We start from the raw sequence: 18,333 nt of genomic DNA, 5'->3' as shown, positions 1-18,333 counted from the left end.
CCCCGATGATCGGCGCCACCAGCCCCACCAGCGCGGCGGCGATGAGCGCGCGCTGCATGAAGGCGTACTGGAGCATCTCAGTCACGGCGGGGCACCTCGAACTCGGGCAGGGCGGAGGCGACGGCGGGGGAGTCGGCGTCGGCGTGCGGGTGGACGTGGTCGTGGCCGGGGCGGGCGCAGTCGCCGCTGGGGTGCGGGACGGGGCCGTCGTGCACCACCCGGCCGGCGGAGAGCACCACCCCGCGCTCCAGCAGGGGCTCCAGCGGGCCGCTCTCGTGCAGCACGAGCACGATGGTGGAGCCGCGCTCGCGCAGGGCGGTGATGGCGGCGGCCAGGGCGCGCTGGTTCTCGGCGTCGACCCCGGCCATCGGCTCGTCCATGACGAAGGTGTCGGGGCGCGCGGCCAGGGCGCGGGCGATGAGGACCCGCTGCTGCTGGCCGCCCGAGAGCTCGTGGACCGAGGCGCGGGCCAGGCCGGACAGGTCCAGGGCGTCCAGGGCCTCGTCGACGGCGGCGCGGTCGCCGGAGGTGGCCCGGCGCAGCCGCCGGCGCCGCGCGACCTGCCCGGAGGCGACGACCTCGCGGACCGTGGCGGGCACGCCGCCGCCGGCGGTCAGGCGCTGGGGCACGTAGCCGATGCGGCCCCAGTCGCGGAACCGGCGCAGCGGGGCGCCGTGCACCTCGACGCTCCCCGAGGTCAGCGGGACGATGCCCAGCATGGCCTTCATCAGGGTGGACTTGCCCGACCCGTTGGGCCCGAGGATGGCCAGCACCTGTCCCCGGGGGACGGTCAGGTCGACGCCGTGCAGGACGGGAACGCGGTCGTAGGAGACGACGGCGTCCCGGACGAGGAACGCGGGAGGCGCGGAGCCCGGGCCGCCCCCGGCCCCGGCGCGCTCCGCGACGGATTCAGCGGTCACCGACCCATGGTGCCGAAAACGAAAACGATTGTCAAAACAGCGGGGAAGGGTACACCATCCCGGCGCCGAGGAGAAGGGGTGGCGGGTCCGCACCGCGGGGCGGGGCCGCCGCGGTCAGCCCACCGCCTGGATGGCGCCCATCGCCGCCAGGCCGCCCACGACCAGCAGGCGCATCGCCCGCTCGCCCGTGCGCAGGCCCGGCCAGGCCAGGAAGGCCAGCCAGCCGATGAACGCCGCCAGCACCACCAGCAGCAGGCCCCCCAGGGGCCCCGCCAGCAGCAGCCCGGCGATGAACACGCCCGCCATCGCCACCGGGAGGATCCACCGCGGCGCCTGGTGCAGCCACACCAGCGGGACCGCGCTCGCCTGTTCGATCCGTCGGCGCAGCGGTCCCGCGCCGGGAGTGAAGAAGGACCCGCCCTTCGGAAGCGGGCGCCGCGCCCGCCGGAACCCGTCGTCGCCCCTGGCCGCCACGCGCACCCTCCGCACCGTCCGCCGTCCTTGCGGGGAAGCCTACTCCCCGGCTCTGGCTAGGATGCATCGTGCAGGAGGGGGACGGCGGCGCCCCGCGTCTCACCGGACGTTCACGCGCGCCGCCGTAGAGTAGTCCGGCGAACGCCGGCCGCGCGGACCGCGTCCCGGCGGCGTTCTCCCCCGTTGCGCCCGCTCCGCAGACAGACCGATCGGGAGACTTTTTTCCGTGCCGAAGCTCAGCGTCATCGTCGCGTTCGACGTCACCGAGCCGCACCTGCGCCCCACTCTGGACTCCCTGTCCGGGCAGGACGCAGGCGGCCGCGACCTGGAGATCGTCCTGGTCCCCCTGGCCGCCGGGCAGGCGGGCGCCCCCGGCCGCGTGCCCCCCGCACCGGCCGAGGGGCCGGTCGGGGACGACGCCGGCGACGAGGACGCCGACCGGGACGACGCCGGCGCCGGCGACGACGAGGCCGCCGACGGCGAGGACGGCGAGGCGGGCGAGGCCGTGGGCCCCGTCCGCGAGGAGGGGCTGGAGGCCGCCGAGGAGTTCGCCGCCGCACCGCCGTCCGGGGTCTCGGCCGTGCTGGTGGGCGAGCGCGCGGCCGGCCGTTCCGCCGCCCGCGCCGCCGGGACCGCCGCCTCCGCCGGCGACCTGCTGCTCTTCCTGGACGGCGGGGACACCCTGTCCGGCTACGCCCTGGGCTACCTGGCCGACGCGCTGGAGGCCTCGGGCTCCCAGGTCGCCACCGGCAACGTGTACCGCTTCAACGACCTGGGCGCCCGCCCCTCCTCGACGCACCGCAAGATCTTCGGCAAGGCCCGCACCGGCGTCGACGTGCACGCCACCTCCTCGCTGCTGCGCGACCGCCTGTTCGGCAACAAGCTCTGGCGCCGCTCGTTCTGGGAGTCGCTGCCCGACCTGGGCCTGGACGACGCCGACGACGACCTGGCCGCGGTCCGCGCGCTCATCGCCGCCACTACCGTGGACGTGCTGCCGGCGCCGGTGCTGCTGCGCCGCGACCGGGGCGAGGGGCCGCCGCTCAGCGACACCGCGGTGCTCACCCGCCGGCTCCGCGCCGTCGCCGCGGTCTCCTCCTCGCTCGCCGAGGGCGACCGCGACCTGTGGGACTCCCGCGCGCTCCGCTCCGACGTGCGCGCCGTCCTGCTCAAGCTCGACGACGCCGACGACGAGGGCCGCACCCGCTTCCTCGACCTGGCCAACGACCACCTGGCGACGGTCTCCCCGGCGGTGCTGGACGCGATGGCCCCGCTGCACCGGCTCAACCACCACCTGATCCGCCGCCGCGACCTGGACCGGCTGCTGGAGGCGGTCACCTTCCAGAAGAGCGTGGAGCTCAAGAAGGCCCCGGTGGTCCGCCGCGGCCTGCACTACTTCGTCCGCTACCCCTTCTTCGAGGACCCCGCCGCCGGGGTGCCCCGCGACGTCTACCGGCTCCAGTCCGAGCTGCGGGTCCGCCAGAAGACCGAGCGGGTGGAGTGGCGCGGCGGCCGGCTCGTGGTCGGCGGCCGGGTGGGGGTGCTCAACCTGCGCCCCGGGCGCCGCTGGCAGCAGCAGCTGCTGGCGTTCGCGGTCAACTCCGACACCGGGCGCCGCATCCCCGTCCCGGTCAAGGTGCTGCGCGCCGCCGAGTACCGGCTGCCCGACGTNCCCCGCCCCCCCCCGCCACGACTACGGCGGTTTCGAGGTCACCGTGGACCCGGCGCGGCTGCGGCTGGCCGGGCAGTGGCGGGCCACCTCCTGGAAGCTGGAGCTGGTCGTGGTCAACCGGGGCCTGGTGCGCCGCCGCATCGTGGCCAACCCGGTACCCGGCGCCGCCGAGCGCCCGCCCTACCGCCGCATCACCGGCGACGTGTGGCTGCGCCCGGAGTGGGACCGCGACCGCCACCTGGCCCTGACCGTCGCCCCGGTGCGCGCCCGCGTCACCGGCCTGGGGCTGGAGGAGGCCCCGGGCGGCCAGGTGCTCGCCCTGCGCGGGGAGTACGTCGGCCCGCCCGCCGCCTCCTGCACCGCGCTGCGGCTCACCCGCTTGCCCGGCACCGCCCGCCTGGAGTACCCGCTGGAGCCGGCCGACGTCGGCTTCAGTGTGCGGGTCCCGGTGCACGACCTGCTGGCCGGGGCGGTCGACGAGGGGCCGGGGCAGCTGCGCCAGGAGCGCTGGAGCGCCGAGCTGACCGCGCCCGACGGCACCGCGCTGCCGCTGGTGCTGCCCGACGAGGCCGGCACCCCCGCCCACCCGGTCGGCGACGGCCTCCACGAGGTCGCCGTGCAGCGCACCGGCACCGGCCACCTGCGGCTGCGGGCCGGCTGGGCGCACCCCGTGGTGCGCGGCGCCCGCTGGGAGGGCCGGGACCTGGTGCTGACCGGGGACTACGCCGGGTCCAGCGACGCCGAGCTGGTGTTCAAGGCGCGCGGCCGCGACGAGGAGCACCGCCTGGTGCTGGAGCGCGACGGCGCCGCGTTCACCGCCCGCATGAGCCCGGCGGCCATCGCCACCCTCTCGGGCACCCTGCCGCTGCCCGCCGGCACCTTCCAGCTGTGGGCGCGGGTCGCCCTGGACGACGGCACCGTCCGCGACGTGGGCGCCGAGCTCGACCCGGACCTGGTGCGCGGCCTGCCGCTGCGGATGGACACCGGCGAGCGCGGCTACGCCTTCGCCGACTCCGGGTTCGACACCCCGGTGCTGCGGGTCGAGAGCGACCTGCGCCCCGAGGAGCGCGGCTCCTTCGCCCAGCGCACCCTGCGCGAGGAGGTCTACCCGGAGCTGCGCCGCGAGTCGGTCCGCGAGGGCGTGCTGTTCGACAGCTACACCGGCCGCCAGTTCTCCGACAGCCCGCAGAGCATCTACGCCGAGCTGCGCCGGCGCGGCGGGAAGTGGGCCGACTACCCGATGTCCTGGCTGGTCAAGGACGGCCAGGTGAACCTGCCGGGGGACCTGGAGCCGGTGCGGCACAACGGCCGCGGCTTCTACGAGGCGCTGGCCCGGTCCCGCTACATCGTCACCAACTCCCGCCAGCCGGCGTGGTTCGCCCGCCGCCCCGACCAGGTGGTGGTGCAGACCTGGCACGGCTCGATGCTCAAGCGCATCGGCTTCGACATCGAGAACATCCGCGGCAAGTCCCGGGACTACCACGACAAGCTGGCCTGGGAGACCGCGCAGTGGGACTACCTGGTCTCGCCGAGCCCGTGGGCCACGCCCATCCTGCGCCGGGCCTTCCGGTTCGAGGGCGAGATCCTGGAGACCGGCTACCCGCGCAACGACATCTTCTTCGCTCCCGACCGCGAGGAGATCGCCGCCCGCACCCGCCGGACGCTGGGGCTGCCCGAGGGCAAGAAGGTGGTGCTGTACGCCCCCACCTGGCGGGACGACAAGTACTACACCCGCGGCAAGCACAAGCTCGACCTGCACCTGGACCTGCGCCGGATGTACGACAAGCTCGGCGACGACCACGTGCTGCTGGTGCGGCGCCACCCCCGGGTGGTCGACAGCGTGCCGATCGTGGGCGAGGACTTCGTCTACGACGTCTCGCTCTACCCGGAGATCATGGAGCTGTTCCTGATCACCGACGTGCTCGTCACCGACTACTCGTCGATGATGTTCGACTTCGCCAACACCGGCCGCCCGATGCTCTTCTTCACCTACGACATCGAGAGCTACCGGGACAACCTGCGCGGGTTCTACTTCGACTTCGAGGAGACCGCGCCCGGCCCGCTGCTGACCGAGTCCGAGGAGGTCGTCACGGCGCTGCGGGACATCGACGCGGTGGCCGAGGCCTCGTCGGACAAGTACCGGGCCTTCACCGAGCAGTTCTGCCCGCTCGACGACGGCGGGGCCGCGGCCCGCGTGGCCGACCGGGTCTTCGGCACGGGGTGAGCCGGGGCGCGGGGGCGGTCGGGCCGGGAGGCCGGCACCGTCCCCGCGCCCGCCCGCTCAGCCGCCCGCGGCCGGCCGGACGGCGCGCATCACCCGGACGATCTTCTCGGCCGAGTTGACCGTGCGCACGTCCTCGGGGGGCACGGCCTGCCCGCCCATGCGCACCCGCGGGTTGCGGTGGCGCACGGGGGAGGGGACGGTGTCCATCGCCGAGAAGTGCAGCTCCCGCGCCCCGGTGCGCTCGACCAGCTCGGCGGCGTTGCCCTCGCGCACCCCGCCGCCGGGCATCACCGCGATCCGCCCGGCCGAGCGGCGCACCAGCTCGGCGATGAGCCCGGCCCCCTCGGGCGCGCTCGCCTGCTGGCCCGAGGTGAGCACCCGGTCCACCCCCAGCCCGATCAGCTCCTCCAGCGTGCCCACCGGGTCGGCGCACACGTCGAAGGCCCGGTGGAAGGTGGTCCCCAGCCCCTCGGCGGCGGCGAGCAGCCGCTCCATGGCCGCGTGGTCGACGCCGCCGTCGGGGGTGAGCGCGCCCAGCACCACCCCGTGCGCTCCGGCCCGGGCGAACGCCCGCACGTCGCGCTCCATGGCCTCCAGCTCGCCGGCGTCGTAGACGAAGTCGCCGCCGCGGGGCCGGACGATGGGGAAGACGGCGATGTCCGGGGCGGCCGCCAGGACCGCCTCGACGGTGCCGATGCTGGGGGTCAGGCCCCCGTCGACCAGGGCGGTGACCAGCTCCACCCGGTCGGCGCCGGCGCGCTGGGCGGTGCGCGCCCCTGCGGCGCCCTCCACCACGATCTCGAAGGCGGTGCCGGTGCGGGCGGTTCCGTTGGTTCCGGCGGGGGAGGGGACGGGTTCGGTCACGGCGGGCGCCTCCTGACGTCGCGGGTGCGGTCTAGACCAGTACACCATCCCCGCGGGCGGACCGGGCGCGGCCGCGGCCGCGGCGATGGGAGGATGGCCGGGTGATCGTCATCACCCGATACACCGTTCCGCCCGAGCAGGTCGAGGACTTCCGCGCGCGTGCCGCCGAGGCGCTGCGCGTCCTCGGCGCCCGCCCCGGCTTCCTCGGCTCGCGGGGGGGCCGCGCCGCCGACGACCCCCGGCTGTGGACCGTGGTCACCGAGTGGGAGGGCGCCGGGTACTACCGGCGGGCCCTGTCCGACTTCGAGGTGCGCATGGCCGCGGTCCCCCTGCTCTCCCAGGCCAGGGACGAACCGACGGCCTACGAGATCGTGAACGTCCCCACGCCCGGGGGTGGCTGAATCGGTCGCAGGGGCCCCCGAGCCCGCGTATCGTCGTGGGGAGCGCGGGGCCGTCCGTGACGGCGCCCTCACCGGCCGCCCGGGGCCCGGGCGGCCGAGCCACCGAACCGACACCACCGAATCGCCGAAGCGCGATCCGCCGACCGCCAGCCGGATGGAGAGTCAGAGAGAACATGGCCGCCAAGTCTGAGGCAATGGACAAGCTCGTCAACCTCGCCAAGCGCAGGGGTCTGGTGTACCCCTCCAGTGAGATCTACGGCGGTCTGCGCGCCTCTTGGGACTACGGCCCGCTGGGTGTGGAGCTGAAGCAGAACATCAAGCGGCAGTGGTGGAGGTCGATGGTCCAGGAGCGGGACGACATCGTCGGCCTGGACTCCAGCGTCATCCTCGCCCGCGAGGTGTGGGAGGCCTCCGGCCACGTGCAGGCCTTCGTGGACCCGCTGACCGAGTGCCAGTCCTGCCACAAGCGCTTCCGCGCCGACCACCTGATCGAGGCCTACGAGGAGAAGCACGGCCGCGAGCCGGAGAACGGCCTGGGCGACATCGCCTGCCCCAACTGCGGCGCCAAGAGCTCCTTCACCGAGCCGAAGATGTTCAACGGGCTGCTGCGCACCTACCTGGGCCCGGTGCAGGACGAGTCCGGGCTGGCCTTCCTGCGCCCCGAGACCGCGCAGGGCATCTTCATCAACTACCTCAACGTCCAGCAGAGCGCCCGCAAGAAGATCCCGTTCGGCATCGGCCAGGTCGGCAAGTCCTTCCGCAACGAGATCACCCCGGGCAACTTCATCTTCCGCACCCGCGAGTTCGAGCAGATGGAGATGGAGTTCTTCGTCAAGCCGGGCGAGGACGAGGACTGGCACCAGTACTGGATCGACCAGCGCATGCAGTGGTACCTCGACCTGGGCGTGGGCAAGGACAACCTGCGGCTGTACGAGCACCCGCAGGAGAAGCTCTCGCACTACTCCAAGCGCACGGTCGACATCGAGTACCGGTTCGGCTTCCAGGGCGCCGAGTGGGGCGAGCTGGAGGGCGTCGCCAACCGCACCGACTACGACCTGACCACCCACTCGGAGAAGTCCGGCGCCGACCTGTCCTTCTTCGACCAGGAGAGCAACGAGCGCTACATCCCCTACGTCATCGAGCCGGCGGCCGGCGTCGACCGCGCCATGCTGATGTTCATGCTCGACGCCTACCGCGAGGACGAGGCGCCCAACGCCAAGGGCAAGATGGAGAAGCGCTCGGTCATGGCGCTGGACCCGCGCCTGTCGCCGGTCAAGGCCGCGGTGCTGCCGCTCTCGCGCAACTCCGACCTCTCGCCCAAGGCCCGCGACCTGGCCGCGCGCCTGCGCAAGCGGTGGAACACCGAGTTCGACGACGCCGGCGCGATCGGCCGCCGCTACCGCCGCCAGGACGAGATCGGCACCCCGTTCTGCGTCACCGTCGACTTCGACACCCTGGAGGACGACGCGGTGACCGTCCGCGAGCGGGACACCATGTCGCAGGAGCGCGTCTCCCTGGACCGGGTGGAGACCTACCTGTTCGAGCGGCTGCCCGCCGGCTGCTGAGCGCGGGCCCGTCGCGGGCATGAGGGAGCGGGCATGAGAGAGGCGGCCGGACCCGGGGGGATATGGTCTCCGGCCGCCTCCGCTACGGGTTCCCCGGCGCACACGCCGGAAGAACCTGTTCTCACGCTAGCCCGATACGCGCCGTCGGGTAAGGGGTGTCCGCCTCCGCGCCCGGCCGTGTAAGCGAATCGTGATTCCGTGCGTGACCGGCACCGGGGGAGAACGCGTCCCACCGGCCGCCTCCGCCGGGGCCGCGGCCCCGGCGGAGGCGGGGACCCGGGGCTCAGCCCTGGGCGTAGACGACCATCGACACCGCGATGTAGTGGCACACGTAGGCGGCGATGGTCAGCGAGTGGAACACCTCGTGGAACCCGAACCAGCGCGGGGCCGGGTCGGGCCGCTTGAGGCCGTAGACGACGGCGCCGGCGCTGTAGAGCAGGCCGCCGGCCAGCACCAGGATCCAGGCGGCCGGGTGCAGCCCGTGGACCAGCTGCGGGACGAACAGCACCGCCACCCAGCCGATGGCCAGGTAGAGCGCGGTGGACAGCCAGCGCGGGGCGTTCAGCCAGAACATCTTGAACAGCACGCCGGCCACCGCGCCGCCCCAGATCAGCGCGGTCATCGCGGTGCGCAGCGGGTCCTGGAGCACCAGCACCACGAAGGGCGTGTAGGTGCCGGCGATGATCAGGTAGATGTTGGCGTGGTCCATGCGGCGCAGCACCGCCACGGCGCCCGAGGACCACCGGCCCACGTGGTAGACGGCCGAGGTGCTGAACAGCAGCACCGCGGTGGAGGCGTAGACCGCCGCGCACACCCGCGCGGCGGTGGTCGGGGCCAGGCAGACCAGGACGATGCCCGCGGCCAGCGCGGGCGGGGCGGTGCCCAGGTGCAGCCAGCCGCGCAGGCGGGGTTTGACCGCCCGCAGCAGCTCGGCCGCGCCGTGGCGGGCGGAGTGCTGTGCGGATGCGCCGGACGGCGGCTGTCCTGCGGTCACGGGTTCGCCTTCTTCCTCGCGTCGGTGCGGGGCCCGGGAGGCGGCGCGCGGCGCCGCGGGGGGGCGGCCCCCGACCGACTCTACCTACGGAAGCGTAGGTTACCGACGGGAAACAATGTGCGCTGCGGCACAGGGGGACATGATCTTTTCCCGAGGCCTGGGCCGCGGCACGGCGGGCGCCGCCTGCTACCGTGCTCTCAAGCGTCCCTGGCCGTGCCGATCGTCTGCGACCCCTATTCCGTTTTCCGACCCAGGGGAACGTCTACCCTTCCTGAACCATTGGTCTAGACCATTGAAAAGCTGATGACCAGTGAAGACGGAGAGAGGATTCGGGGAATGAAGGGGTCAGGCGGCCGGATTGGTCCAGGGAGGCGACGAGGTCGAGCGGTCCCGTCGGAGGAGATCCACGTGCTCAAGTACGTCTACGAGTTCAGCGAAGGCAACAAGGACCTGAAGGACCTGCTGGGCGGCAAGGGCGCGAACCTCGCCGAGATGACCAACCTGGGACTGCCGGTCCCGCCCGGGTTCACCATCACCACCGAGGCCTGCCGCGCCTACCTCGAGGGCGGCGCCATGCCCGAGGGCCTCGCCGGCCAGGTCGAGGACAAGCTCAAGGCCCTCGAGGCCGCCATGGGCAAGGGGCTCGGGCAACCCGACGACCCCCTCCTGGTCAGCGTCCGCTCCGGGGCCAAGTTCTCCATGCCCGGCATGATGGAGACCGTCCTCAACATCGGGCTCAACGACGCGTCGGTACGCGGGCTCGCCGCCCAGTCGGGCGACGAGCGCTTCGCCTGGGACTCCTACCGCCGCCTCGTCCAGATGTTCGGCAAGACCGTGCTGGACATCGACGGCGACCTGTTCGAGGAGGCCATCGAGGAGCGCAAGCGCGCCAAGGGCGCCGCCGCCGACCTCGACCTGGACGCCGAGGACTTCCGCGCCCTGGTCGAGGACTTCAAGGCCATCGTGCGCCGGGCCTCGGGCCGCGACTTCCCCGCCGACCCGCGCGAGCAGATGGAGCTGGCCGTGCGGGCCGTCTTCGACTCCTGGAACGCGCCCCGCGCCGCGCTCTACCGCCGCCGCGAGCGCATCCCCGCCGACCTGGGCACCGCGGTCAACGTGTGCGCCATGGTCTTCGGCAACCTCGGCATGGACTCGGGCACCGGCGTGGCCTTCACCCGCGACCCGGCCACCGGGCGCCAGGGCGTCTACGGCGACTACCTGCAGAACGCCCAGGGCGAGGACGTGGTGGCCGGCATCCGCAACACGGTGCCGCTCGCCGACCTGGAGCGCATCGACGCGGCGAGCCACGCCGAGCTGATGGACATCATGCGCACCCTCGAAGAGCACTACCGCGACCTGTGCGACATCGAGTTCACCATCGAGCGCGGCAAGCTGTGGATGCTGCAGACCCGGGTCGGCAAGCGCACCGCGGCCGCCGCCTTCCGCATCGCCGACCAGCTCCTGGCCCAGGGCATGATCACCCCCGACGAGGCGATCCTGCGGGTCAACGGCGACCAGCTCGCCCAGCTGATGTTCCCCCGCTTCGACGAGGGCGCCCCGCGGGACCGGCTCGGGCGCGGGATGAACGCCTCCCCGGGCGCCGCCGTGGGCCGCGCCGTCTTCGACTCGGCCGCCGCCGTCAAGCGCGCCCGCGCCGGGGAGCCGGTCGTGCTGTGCCGCCGCGAGACCAACCCCGACGACCTGGAGGGCATGCTCGCCGCCGAGGGCATCCTGACCAGCCGCGGCGGCAAGACCTCGCACGCCGCGGTGGTCGCCCGCGGCATGGGCACCACCTGCGTGTGCGGCGCCGAGGAGCTCGACATCGACGTCCGGAACCGCCGGATGACCGCGCCCGGGGGCCGGGTCGTGGAGGAGGGCGACGAGATCTCCATCGACGGGAGCACCGGCGAGGTCTTCCTCGGCCGGGTCCCGGTCGTCGACTCCCCGGTCGTGCGCTACTTCGACGGCACCCTGGACGCCGAGTCCGACGAGGCCGACGACCTGGTCCGCGCCGTGCACCGGGTGATGGGCCGCGCCGACGCCGACCGCCGGCTGGGCGTGCGGGCCAACGCCGACACCCCCGACGACGCCGCGCGCGCCCGGCGGATGGGCGCCCAGGGCATCGGCCTGTGCCGCACCGAGCACATGTTCCTGGGCGAGCGCCGCCCGCTGGTCGAGCGCCTCGTCCTGGCCGAGGGGGACGACGAGCGCACCGCGGCGCTGGAGGCGCTGCTGCCGCTCCAGCGCACCGACTTCACCGGGATCCTGGAGGCCATGGACGGCCTTCCGGTGACCATCCGGCTTCTCGACCCGCCGCTGCACGAGTTCCTGCCCGACCTCACCGAGCTGTCGGTGCGGGTGGCCCTGGCCGAGGAGCGCGGCGAGCGCGACGAGGAGGACGTGCGCCTGCTGCAGGCGGTGCGCCGGCTGCACGAGCAGAACCCGATGATGGGGCTGCGCGGGGTGCGGCTGGGCCTGGTGGTGCCCGGCCTGTTCACCATGCAGGTGCGCGCCATCGCCCAGGCGGCCGCCGAGCGGCTGCGGGCCGGCGGCGCCCCGCGGCCCGAGGTGATGATCCCGCTGGTGGGAACGGTCCAGGAGCTGGAGATCATCCGTGAGGAGGCGCTGGGCGCCGTGCGGGAGGTCGCCGAGGAGTACGGCGTGGAGCTGGAGTTCCCCATCGGCACCATGATCGAGCTGCCGCGGGCGGCGCTGACCGCCGGGCAGATCGCCGAGAGCGCCGAGTTCTTCTCCTTCGGTACCAACGACCTCACCCAGACCGTCTGGGGCTTCTCCCGCGACGATGTGGAGGCCTCGTTCTTCTCCGCCTACCTGGAGAAGGGCGTGTTCGGCGCCTCGCCGTTCGAGACGATCGACACCGAGGGCGTCGGCCGGCTGGTGCGCACGGCCGTGGAGGAGGGCCGCGCCGCCCGCCCCGGCCTGAAGCTGGGCGTATGCGGCGAGCACGGCGGCGACCCGGCCTCGGTGCACTTCTTCGACCGGGTGGGGCTGGACTACGTCTCCTGCTCGCCGTTCCGGGTCCCCGTCGCCCGCCTGGAGGCCGGCCGCGCGGCCGCCGAGGACGCCTGAGGCCGCTCCGGGCCGGGGGCGCGCCCCCGGCCCGGACCTCCTTCCGGCGCCCTGGGCCGGGAGGCCCATGTCACGACATGTGACCTCCCCGTGATATACGCTCGGCCCCCAGGGTGAGCCGCACGTCCACTACTCTGTGGGCGCCGGGCGCCGGGCGCGGACGTCCGGTCCGGCGCCGATGTCGGTTATCGTCAGGCGGAACCCACACGAACGGTCCCGGGGGTGAAGGTGCGGACAGCCGGCGAGGGGCGCGCGGACGACCCGCGCGAAGGGGGGCCAGGCGGTTCCCCGGACGCCGAGGCGACCCGGGTCTTCGAGCGCTCCCGGCCCGTCGGCGGAGCGGAGGCCACCCGGGTCTTCACCCGGGACGCGGCGCCCGTCCCGGAACCCGTTCCCGGGCCGCTGGAGGAGCTGGACGGGCCCGACGGGCCCGACGCCCCTGAGGGCCCACGCGGTCCGGGCGGCCCCGGGGAGGGGGAGGGCCCCGCCGGGCGCGGAGGCGGCGGTGGCGGCCCCCGGTCCCGTGGGCCCCGGCGCCGGTTCCGCCTGCGCCCCGGGCGCATCATCGCGCTGCTGCTGGTCGTGGCCATCGCCGTCCCGCCCGGCACCTGGGCCTGGGTGTGGTGGACCGCCCGCCAGGACGCCCGCCCGCCCTCCGACGCGATCCTGGTGCTGGGCGCCAGCCAGTACAACGGCCGCCCGTCGCCGATCTTCGAGGCCCGGCTGGAGCACGCGGCCCACCTGTACGAGGAGGGCGTGGCCCCGACCGTCATCACCGTCGGCGGCAACCAGCCCGGGGACAACTACACCGAGGGCGGGGCCGGGCGGGACTGGCTGGTCGAGCAGGGGGTGCCCGCCGGCTCCGTGGTCGCCGTGGAGGAGGGCAGCAACACCCTGCGCAGCCTGGAGGCGGTCGACGAGGTGGTCGACGCCAACGGGTGGCAGAGCGTCGTGATCGTCTCCGACCCCTGGCACAGCCTGCGCTCCCGCATCATGGCCGAGGACCAGGGCATGGAGGCCGCCACCTCCCCGGTGCGCTCGGGCCCGGCCGTCCTGGAGCGCCGCACCCAGCTCTGGTACATCACCCGGGAGACCGGGGCGCTCTGGTACTACTGGCTCTTCGGCGACACCGACGACGCCGACATCGGCTACGGGACCGACGCCGCGTGATGGACCGTTCCACCGACGAGCGGGCGGCCGACGGGTACACCCGCCGGGACCGCGAGCGCCGTGCACCCGAGCCGCCCAAGAGCCGCGGGCGCGGCCCCTTCGAGCGCGACCGGGCCCGCGTCCTGCACAGCTTCGCGCTGCGCCGGCTGGCCGCCAAGACGCAGGTGGTGCGCCCCGGGGCGAGCGACTTCCCGCGCACCCGGCTGACCCATTCGCTGGAGTGCGCCCAGATCGGCCGCGAGCTCGGCGCCGCCCTGGGGTGCGACGCCGACCTGGTGGAGGCGGCGTGCCTCTCCCACGACCTGGGGCACCCGCCCTTCGGGCACAACGGGGAGCGCGCCCTGGACGCGGCCGCGGCCGCCTGCGGCGGGTTCGAGGGCAACGCCCAGAGCCTGCGCATCCTCACCCGCCTGGAGGGCAAGGTGGTCGGCGGGGACGGGGCCGGTGCCGGGCTCAACCTGACCCGGGCCACGCTCGACGCCACCGTGAAGTACCCCTGGCAGCGCGGCGGGGGAGACGGGCACAAGTTCAACTGCTACCCCGACGACGCCCCGGTCTTCGAGTGGATCCGCCGGGACGCCCCCGAGGGCCGTACCTGCTTCGAGGCGCAGGTGATGGACTGGGCCGACGACGTCGCCTACTCGGTGCACGACCTGGAGGACGGGCTCTACGCCGGGATGGTGCGCCTGGAGGCGCTGCGCAGCCCGGCCGAGCGCGCGGCGGTGTGCGCGAGGGCCTCGGGCCGCTACACCGGCGCCGACACCGGGGAGCTGGAGGAGGTGTTCGCGGCGCTGCTGGCCGAGCCCTTCTGGCCGCGCCGCTTCGACGGCGGCCTGGAGTCGCTGGCGGCGCTGAAGAACCTGACCAGCGAGCTGATCGGACGCCAGTGCCGGGCGGCCGAGCGCGCCACCCGCGACCGGTACGGCCCGGAGCCGCTGACGCGCTACGCGGCCGATCTGGTGGTGCCCCGGCGGGCGCTGCTGGAGTGCGCCCTGCTCAAGGCGGTGGCCTGGCACTACGTGATGGACCGCTCCGAGGCGCAGGCCTACCAGGCCCAGGAGCGCGAGCTGATCGCCGAGCTGGTGGAGCTGGTGCTGCGCGGCGCGCCCGGGACCCTGGACCCGCCGCTGCGCCCGGCCTTCGAGAACGCCGCGGACGACGCGGCGGCCCTGCGCGTGGTCGTGGACCAGGTGGCGTCGCTGACCGACACCTCCGCCGCCGCCTGGCACGCCCGCCTGAGCGGCTGAACCGGGCGGGCGCTCCCGGGGTGTCGCCGGGGCGCCGGCGCACCGTCGATGCCGCGTCGGCCGCGCAGGCCGGAGGGGGCGGCCGCACCGCGTCGGCGCGGGACCGGCCCAGGCCGCTCCGCTGGACCCGGAGCCGCGGCACGACCTGGGCGACGTGGCCGAAGTCCCGGTCGCGGGGGACCGGGACGGCGCCGTTGCGCAGTGCGACAGCGGAGAACGGGCCGACGGCGGACATGCCGACGGCTGAGCCCCGGGCCCGATCGCTCCAGAACGGCGGGGCCGGCGCGGAGGCGGTCGACCGCCTCCGTCCCGGTGGACCGCAGAGCGGTTCGCCGGGCTTGCGGACGAGCGGTCCACGGGTCCGCGCCGGGCCCGGCAGGGCGCAGACGGACCGGGCCCGCTCCCGGAGAACCGGTCAGGCCGGCCGTGGGCGGTCCTCCTCCTGGCCACCGTTGTCATCGCTGCCCGGTTCGCCGACGCCGAACACGTCGGTGAAGCGGGGGCCTCGCATCTCCTCCAGGTCGCCGTCCCAGCCCGTTCCGTGCCGGCTGAGCAGGAGGTCCCGGTCGGGCCTCGGGCCGACCGCGCGCCTGAGCGCCAGGTCCACGGCCTCTTGTGCGGTGCGGGCACCGAACCCGTCCATCACGGCCGCGATGAGCCCGTCGTCGATCTCGATGGTGAACCTGCCCATGCACGCACCGTACACAGGCGCTGCGGCTCCTTCCCCGGCTTCGCCCCGATTCCGGCACCGTTTTCCCCACCCCCCTTGACGCCGTCTATGTTAGCGCTAACAATGTCTGCCACGTCACACCCCCGAGTGCAGTGGAGGACCAATGGCGGCCCCACCCGGGCGCATGCCCGTCATGGCCGACGTCGCGCGGGCGGCGGGGGTCTCGCACCAGACCGTCTCCCGGGTGCTCAACGGGCACCCGAACGTGCGCGCCGAGACCCAGGCGCGGGTGCTCGCCGCGATCGAGGACCTGGGCTACCGGCCCAACTCCTCGGCCCGGGCCCTGGTCACCCGGCGCACCGGGGTGATCGGCGTGGTCGCCGTGGACACCGCCCACTACGGGCCGGCGCGCACCCTGACCGGGATCGAGCACGCCGCCCGCGCCGCCGGCTACTACCTCAGCGTGGTCACCCTGACCGAGGCCTCGGCCGAACAGGTCCGCGACGCCATGGACCACCTGGCGCGCCAGGCGGTCGAGGGCTACGTCGTCATCGCCCCGCAGCGCTCGGTCCTGGAGGGCATGCCCGAGTGGGCCGGCGGGGCCCCGGTCGTCGCCGTCGAGGGCGGGGAGGCGCGCGAGCTGCCGGTGGTCTGCGTGGACCAGGAGGGCGGCGCCCGGGCGGCCGTGCGCCACCTGCTCGGCCTGGGCCACCGCACCGTCGGCCACATCGCCGGCCCCCGCGACTGGCTGGAGGCCGAGGCCCGCGTCGCCGGGTGGCGCCGCGCCCTGGAGGAGGCGGGCGCCCCCGCCGCCGAGCCGCTCTACGGCGACTGGCGCCCCCGGTCCGGCTACGAGCTGGCCCGCCGCCTGGTGCAGGAGGGCCGGCTGCCCGGTGCCCTGTTCGTGGCCAACGACCAGATGGCCGTGGGGGCGCTGCGCGCCTTCGGGGACGCCGGCGTGCGGGTCCCCGAGGACGTGGCCCTGGTCGGGTTCGACGACGTCCCCGAGGCCGCCTACTACGCGCCCCCGCTGACCACGGTCGCCCAGGACTTCGGCGAGGTCGGGCGGCGCGGCATCGGCGTCCTGCTGGACCTGCTGGAGAGCGGGGGCGCCGCCGCCGAGTCCGCCGCGCGCGAGGTGGTGCCCGCGCGCCTGGTCGTCCGCGCCAGCTGCGGGGCCTGAGCCGCAGCCGAACGCACCGCGAAGCGCCCCCGAGACGAGCGCCCCGAGAGGACCCCCCCGTGACCGAGTCTGTTAACGCTCACACAATCCCCGACGACGCCGCCGTGGTCGGCGTCGACTTCGGCACCCTGTCCGGCCGCGCCGTCGTGCTGCGCGTGTCCGACGGCGCCGAGCTGGGCTCCGCCGAGCACCCCTACGCCCACGGCGTGCTGAGCGACCGGCTGCCCGCCGGCGGCCCGGAACTGGCCCCCGACACCGCCCTGCAGGTCCCCGAGGACTACCGCGAGGTGCTCCGCCGCGCCGTCCCCGCCGCCCTCGCCGACGCCGGCGTCGCCCCCGAGCGGGTCGTGGGCGTGGGCACCGACTTCACCGCCTGCACCGTGCTGCCCGCCACCGCCGACGGCACCCCGCTGTGCGAGCTGCCCGGCCTCGCCGACCGCCCGCACGCCTACCCCAAGCTCTGGAAGCACCACGCCGCCCAGCCCGAGGCCGACGAGATCAACGCCCTGGCCGCCGAGCGCGGCGAGCCCTGGCTCGCCCGCTACGGCGGGAAGATCTCCTCGGAGTGGGAGTTCGCCAAGGGCCTGCAGGTGCTGCGCGAGGACCCGGAGGCCTACGCGCGCGCCGACCGCTGGATCGAGGCCGCCGACTGGATCGTCTGGGAACTGTGCGGGCGGGAGACCCGCAACGTCAGCACCGCCGGCTACAAGGGGATCCACCAGGACGGCGCCTGGCCCTCCCGTGGCTTCCTGGCCGCCCTGGACCCCCGCTTCGCCTCCTTCGCCGAGGACAAGATCGCCTTCCCGCTGTCGCAGCAGGGCGGGCGGGCCGGCGGCCTGACCGCCCGCGCCGCCGCCTGGACCGGCCTGCCCGAGGGCACCCCGGTGGCGGTGGGCGCCATCGACGCCCACGTCACCGCGGCCTCGGCGGACACCGTCGCGGCCGGGGAGATGCTCGCGGTGATGGGCACCAGCACCTGCCACGTGATGAACGCCGAGGCCGGCGCCGGCGCCCCGGCCGAGGTCCCGGGCATGTGCGGGGTGGTGCACGGCGGCATCGTGCCCGGACTGTGGGGCTACGAGGCCGGGCAGAGCGGCGTGGGCGACATCTTCGCCTGGTTCGCCGACTCCTTCGCCGGGGGATCGGCCTCCCGGGAGGCCGCCGAGCGCGGGCTGTCCCTGCACGACCTGCTCTCCGGCCGCGCCGCCGGCCGCCCGCCCGGCGCGCACGGCCTGGTGGCCCTGGACTGGCACAGCGGCAACCGCTCGGTCCTGGTCGACCACGACCTGTCCGGCGTCCTCGCCGGGCTCACCCTGGCCACCCGGCCCGAGGACGTCTACGCCGCCCTGGTGGAGGCCACCGCCTTCGGCGCCCGCACCATCGTCGACGCCTTCGAGGCCTCCGGGGTGCCGGTGCGCGGCTTCACCGTGGCCGGCGGCCTCAAGCGCAACCCCTTCGTCATGGGCGTCTACGCCGACGTGCTCGGCCGCCCGCTCCACCTGGCCGACTCCGACCAGGGCCCGGCCGCCGGAGCCGCGATCCACGCCGCGGTCGCCGCCGGGGCCCACCCCGACCTGCCCGCGGCCTCGGCCGCCATGGGCGGCCGCACGCGGGAGGCGGTCCGCCCCGACCCCGCCCGCACCGCCGCCTACGACCGCCTCTACGCGGTCTACACCGAGCTGCACGACCACTTCGGCCGCGGCGGCAGCGACGCACTGCACCGGCTGCGGGAGATCCGCAACACCGCCCTGGCCGAGGACCCCGCGGCCGGCGCCGTCCCGCCCCAGACCGCGCCGGCCGGCACCGATCCCGCCGACACGGCACCCACCGACACCGCCCCGTCCCGGGCCGCGGACGCATGA

Annotated in this window: 12 protein-coding genes and 1 pseudogene; 8 read left to right on the top strand and 5 right to left on the bottom strand. The window is 74.8% G+C overall.

The genetic code is table 11. The annotated features are described in order from the left end of the window. Positions 1–77: 77 nt before the first annotated feature. Together D450_RS0100145 and D450_RS0100140 are read right to left on the bottom strand one after the other, a co-directional pair. On the bottom strand, positions 78–920 hold the full coding sequence (locus tag D450_RS0100145; RefSeq protein ID WP_017536654.1) for a metal ABC transporter ATP-binding protein: 843 nt from the start codon (positions 918–920) through the stop codon (positions 78–80). A gap of 114 nt (positions 921–1,034) precedes the next feature. Next, positions 1,035–1,394, bottom strand: coding sequence for a DUF6703 family protein (locus tag D450_RS0100140; RefSeq protein WP_017536653.1), 360 nt, complete (start codon positions 1,392–1,394; stop codon positions 1,035–1,037). A gap of 226 nt (positions 1,395–1,620) precedes the next feature. On the opposite strand from D450_RS0100140, the pseudogene D450_RS29070 reads away from it, so the two are divergent. After that, positions 1,621–5,287, top strand: a pseudogene (locus D450_RS29070) (CDP-glycerol glycerophosphotransferase family protein). Between the two features lie 57 nt (positions 5,288–5,344). Here the strand turns inward: D450_RS29070 and D450_RS0100130 are convergent. Further along, entirely contained in the window at positions 5,345–6,151 is an 807-nt protein-coding gene (locus tag D450_RS0100130; RefSeq protein ID WP_017536650.1) for a copper homeostasis protein CutC, read from the bottom strand. A gap of 101 nt (positions 6,152–6,252) precedes the next feature. On the opposite strand from D450_RS0100130, the gene D450_RS0100125 reads away from it, so the two are divergent. Both D450_RS0100125 and D450_RS0100120 read left to right on the top strand, forming a co-directional pair. Further along, complete coding sequence (locus tag D450_RS0100125; protein WP_017536649.1) at positions 6,253–6,552, top strand: antibiotic biosynthesis monooxygenase family protein; 300 nt, start codon at positions 6,253–6,255, stop codon at positions 6,550–6,552. Between the two features lie 173 nt (positions 6,553–6,725). Beyond that, positions 6,726–8,117, top strand: coding sequence for a glycine--tRNA ligase (locus tag D450_RS0100120; RefSeq protein WP_193789636.1), 1,392 nt, complete (start codon positions 6,726–6,728; stop codon positions 8,115–8,117). Between the two features lie 283 nt (positions 8,118–8,400). On the opposite strand, the gene trhA is transcribed toward D450_RS0100120, so the two are convergent. Then, entirely contained in the window at positions 8,401–9,111 is a 711-nt protein-coding gene (gene trhA, locus D450_RS0100115; protein WP_017536647.1) for a PAQR family membrane homeostasis protein TrhA, read from the bottom strand. A 408-nt stretch (positions 9,112–9,519) separates the two neighbouring features. Here trhA and ppdK point away from each other — a divergent pair, with 408 nt between their 5' ends. From ppdK to D450_RS0100100, 3 genes are all read left to right on the top strand, one after another. Then, the gene (gene ppdK, locus D450_RS0100110) at positions 9,520–12,201 is read left to right on the top strand and encodes a pyruvate, phosphate dikinase (RefSeq protein WP_017536646.1); all 2,682 of its coding nucleotides are present in this window, start codon (positions 9,520–9,522) and stop codon (positions 12,199–12,201) included. A gap of 222 nt (positions 12,202–12,423) precedes the next feature. Continuing rightward, entirely contained in the window at positions 12,424–13,371 is a 948-nt protein-coding gene (locus D450_RS0100105; protein ID WP_017536645.1) for a YdcF family protein, read from the top strand. Next, positions 13,371–14,618 (top strand): deoxyguanosinetriphosphate triphosphohydrolase, encoded by a 1,248-nt coding sequence (locus tag D450_RS0100100; protein ID WP_017536644.1) that lies wholly within the window; start codon positions 13,371–13,373, stop codon positions 14,616–14,618. Before D450_RS0100105 ends, D450_RS0100100 begins: the two co-directional genes overlap by 1 nt. Positions 14,619–15,033: 415 nt before the next feature. On the opposite strand, the gene D450_RS29065 is transcribed toward D450_RS0100100, so the two are convergent. Continuing rightward, positions 15,034–15,309, bottom strand: a complete 276-nt coding sequence (locus D450_RS29065) for a type II toxin-antitoxin system VapB family antitoxin (RefSeq protein ID WP_017536643.1) — start codon at positions 15,307–15,309, stop codon at positions 15,034–15,036. A gap of 142 nt (positions 15,310–15,451) precedes the next feature. Between D450_RS29065 and D450_RS0100090 the strand changes: the two genes are divergently transcribed. Continuing rightward, positions 15,452–16,471, top strand: coding sequence for a LacI family DNA-binding transcriptional regulator (locus D450_RS0100090; RefSeq protein WP_017536642.1), 1,020 nt, complete (start codon positions 15,452–15,454; stop codon positions 16,469–16,471). A 104-nt stretch (positions 16,472–16,575) separates the two neighbouring features. Next, positions 16,576–18,333 (top strand): ribulokinase, encoded by a 1,758-nt coding sequence (araB, locus tag D450_RS0100085; RefSeq protein WP_017536641.1) that lies wholly within the window; start codon positions 16,576–16,578, stop codon positions 18,331–18,333.

Source organism: Nocardiopsis halophila DSM 44494 (assembly GCF_000341245.1).
Classification (GTDB): Bacteria; Actinomycetota; Actinomycetes; order Streptosporangiales; family Streptosporangiaceae; genus Nocardiopsis_A; species Nocardiopsis_A halophila.
Note: the sequence above shows the minus strand (reverse complement) of the source record. Positions and strands in the feature narration are given on the sequence as shown.

Coding starts and splice junctions, on each gene's coding strand:
- D450_RS0100120 (WP_193789636.1), top strand. CDS start 6,726: ATGGCCGCCAAGTCTGAGGCAATGGACAAGCTCGTCAACCTCGCCAAG.
- D450_RS0100100 (WP_017536644.1), top strand. CDS start 13,371: ATGGACCGTTCCACCGACGAGCGGGCGGCCGACGGGTACACCCGCCGG.
- D450_RS29065 (WP_017536643.1), bottom strand. CDS start 15,309: ATGGGCAGGTTCACCATCGAGATCGACGACGGGCTCATCGCGGCCGTG.
- D450_RS0100090 (WP_017536642.1), top strand. CDS start 15,452: ATGGCGGCCCCACCCGGGCGCATGCCCGTCATGGCCGACGTCGCGCGG.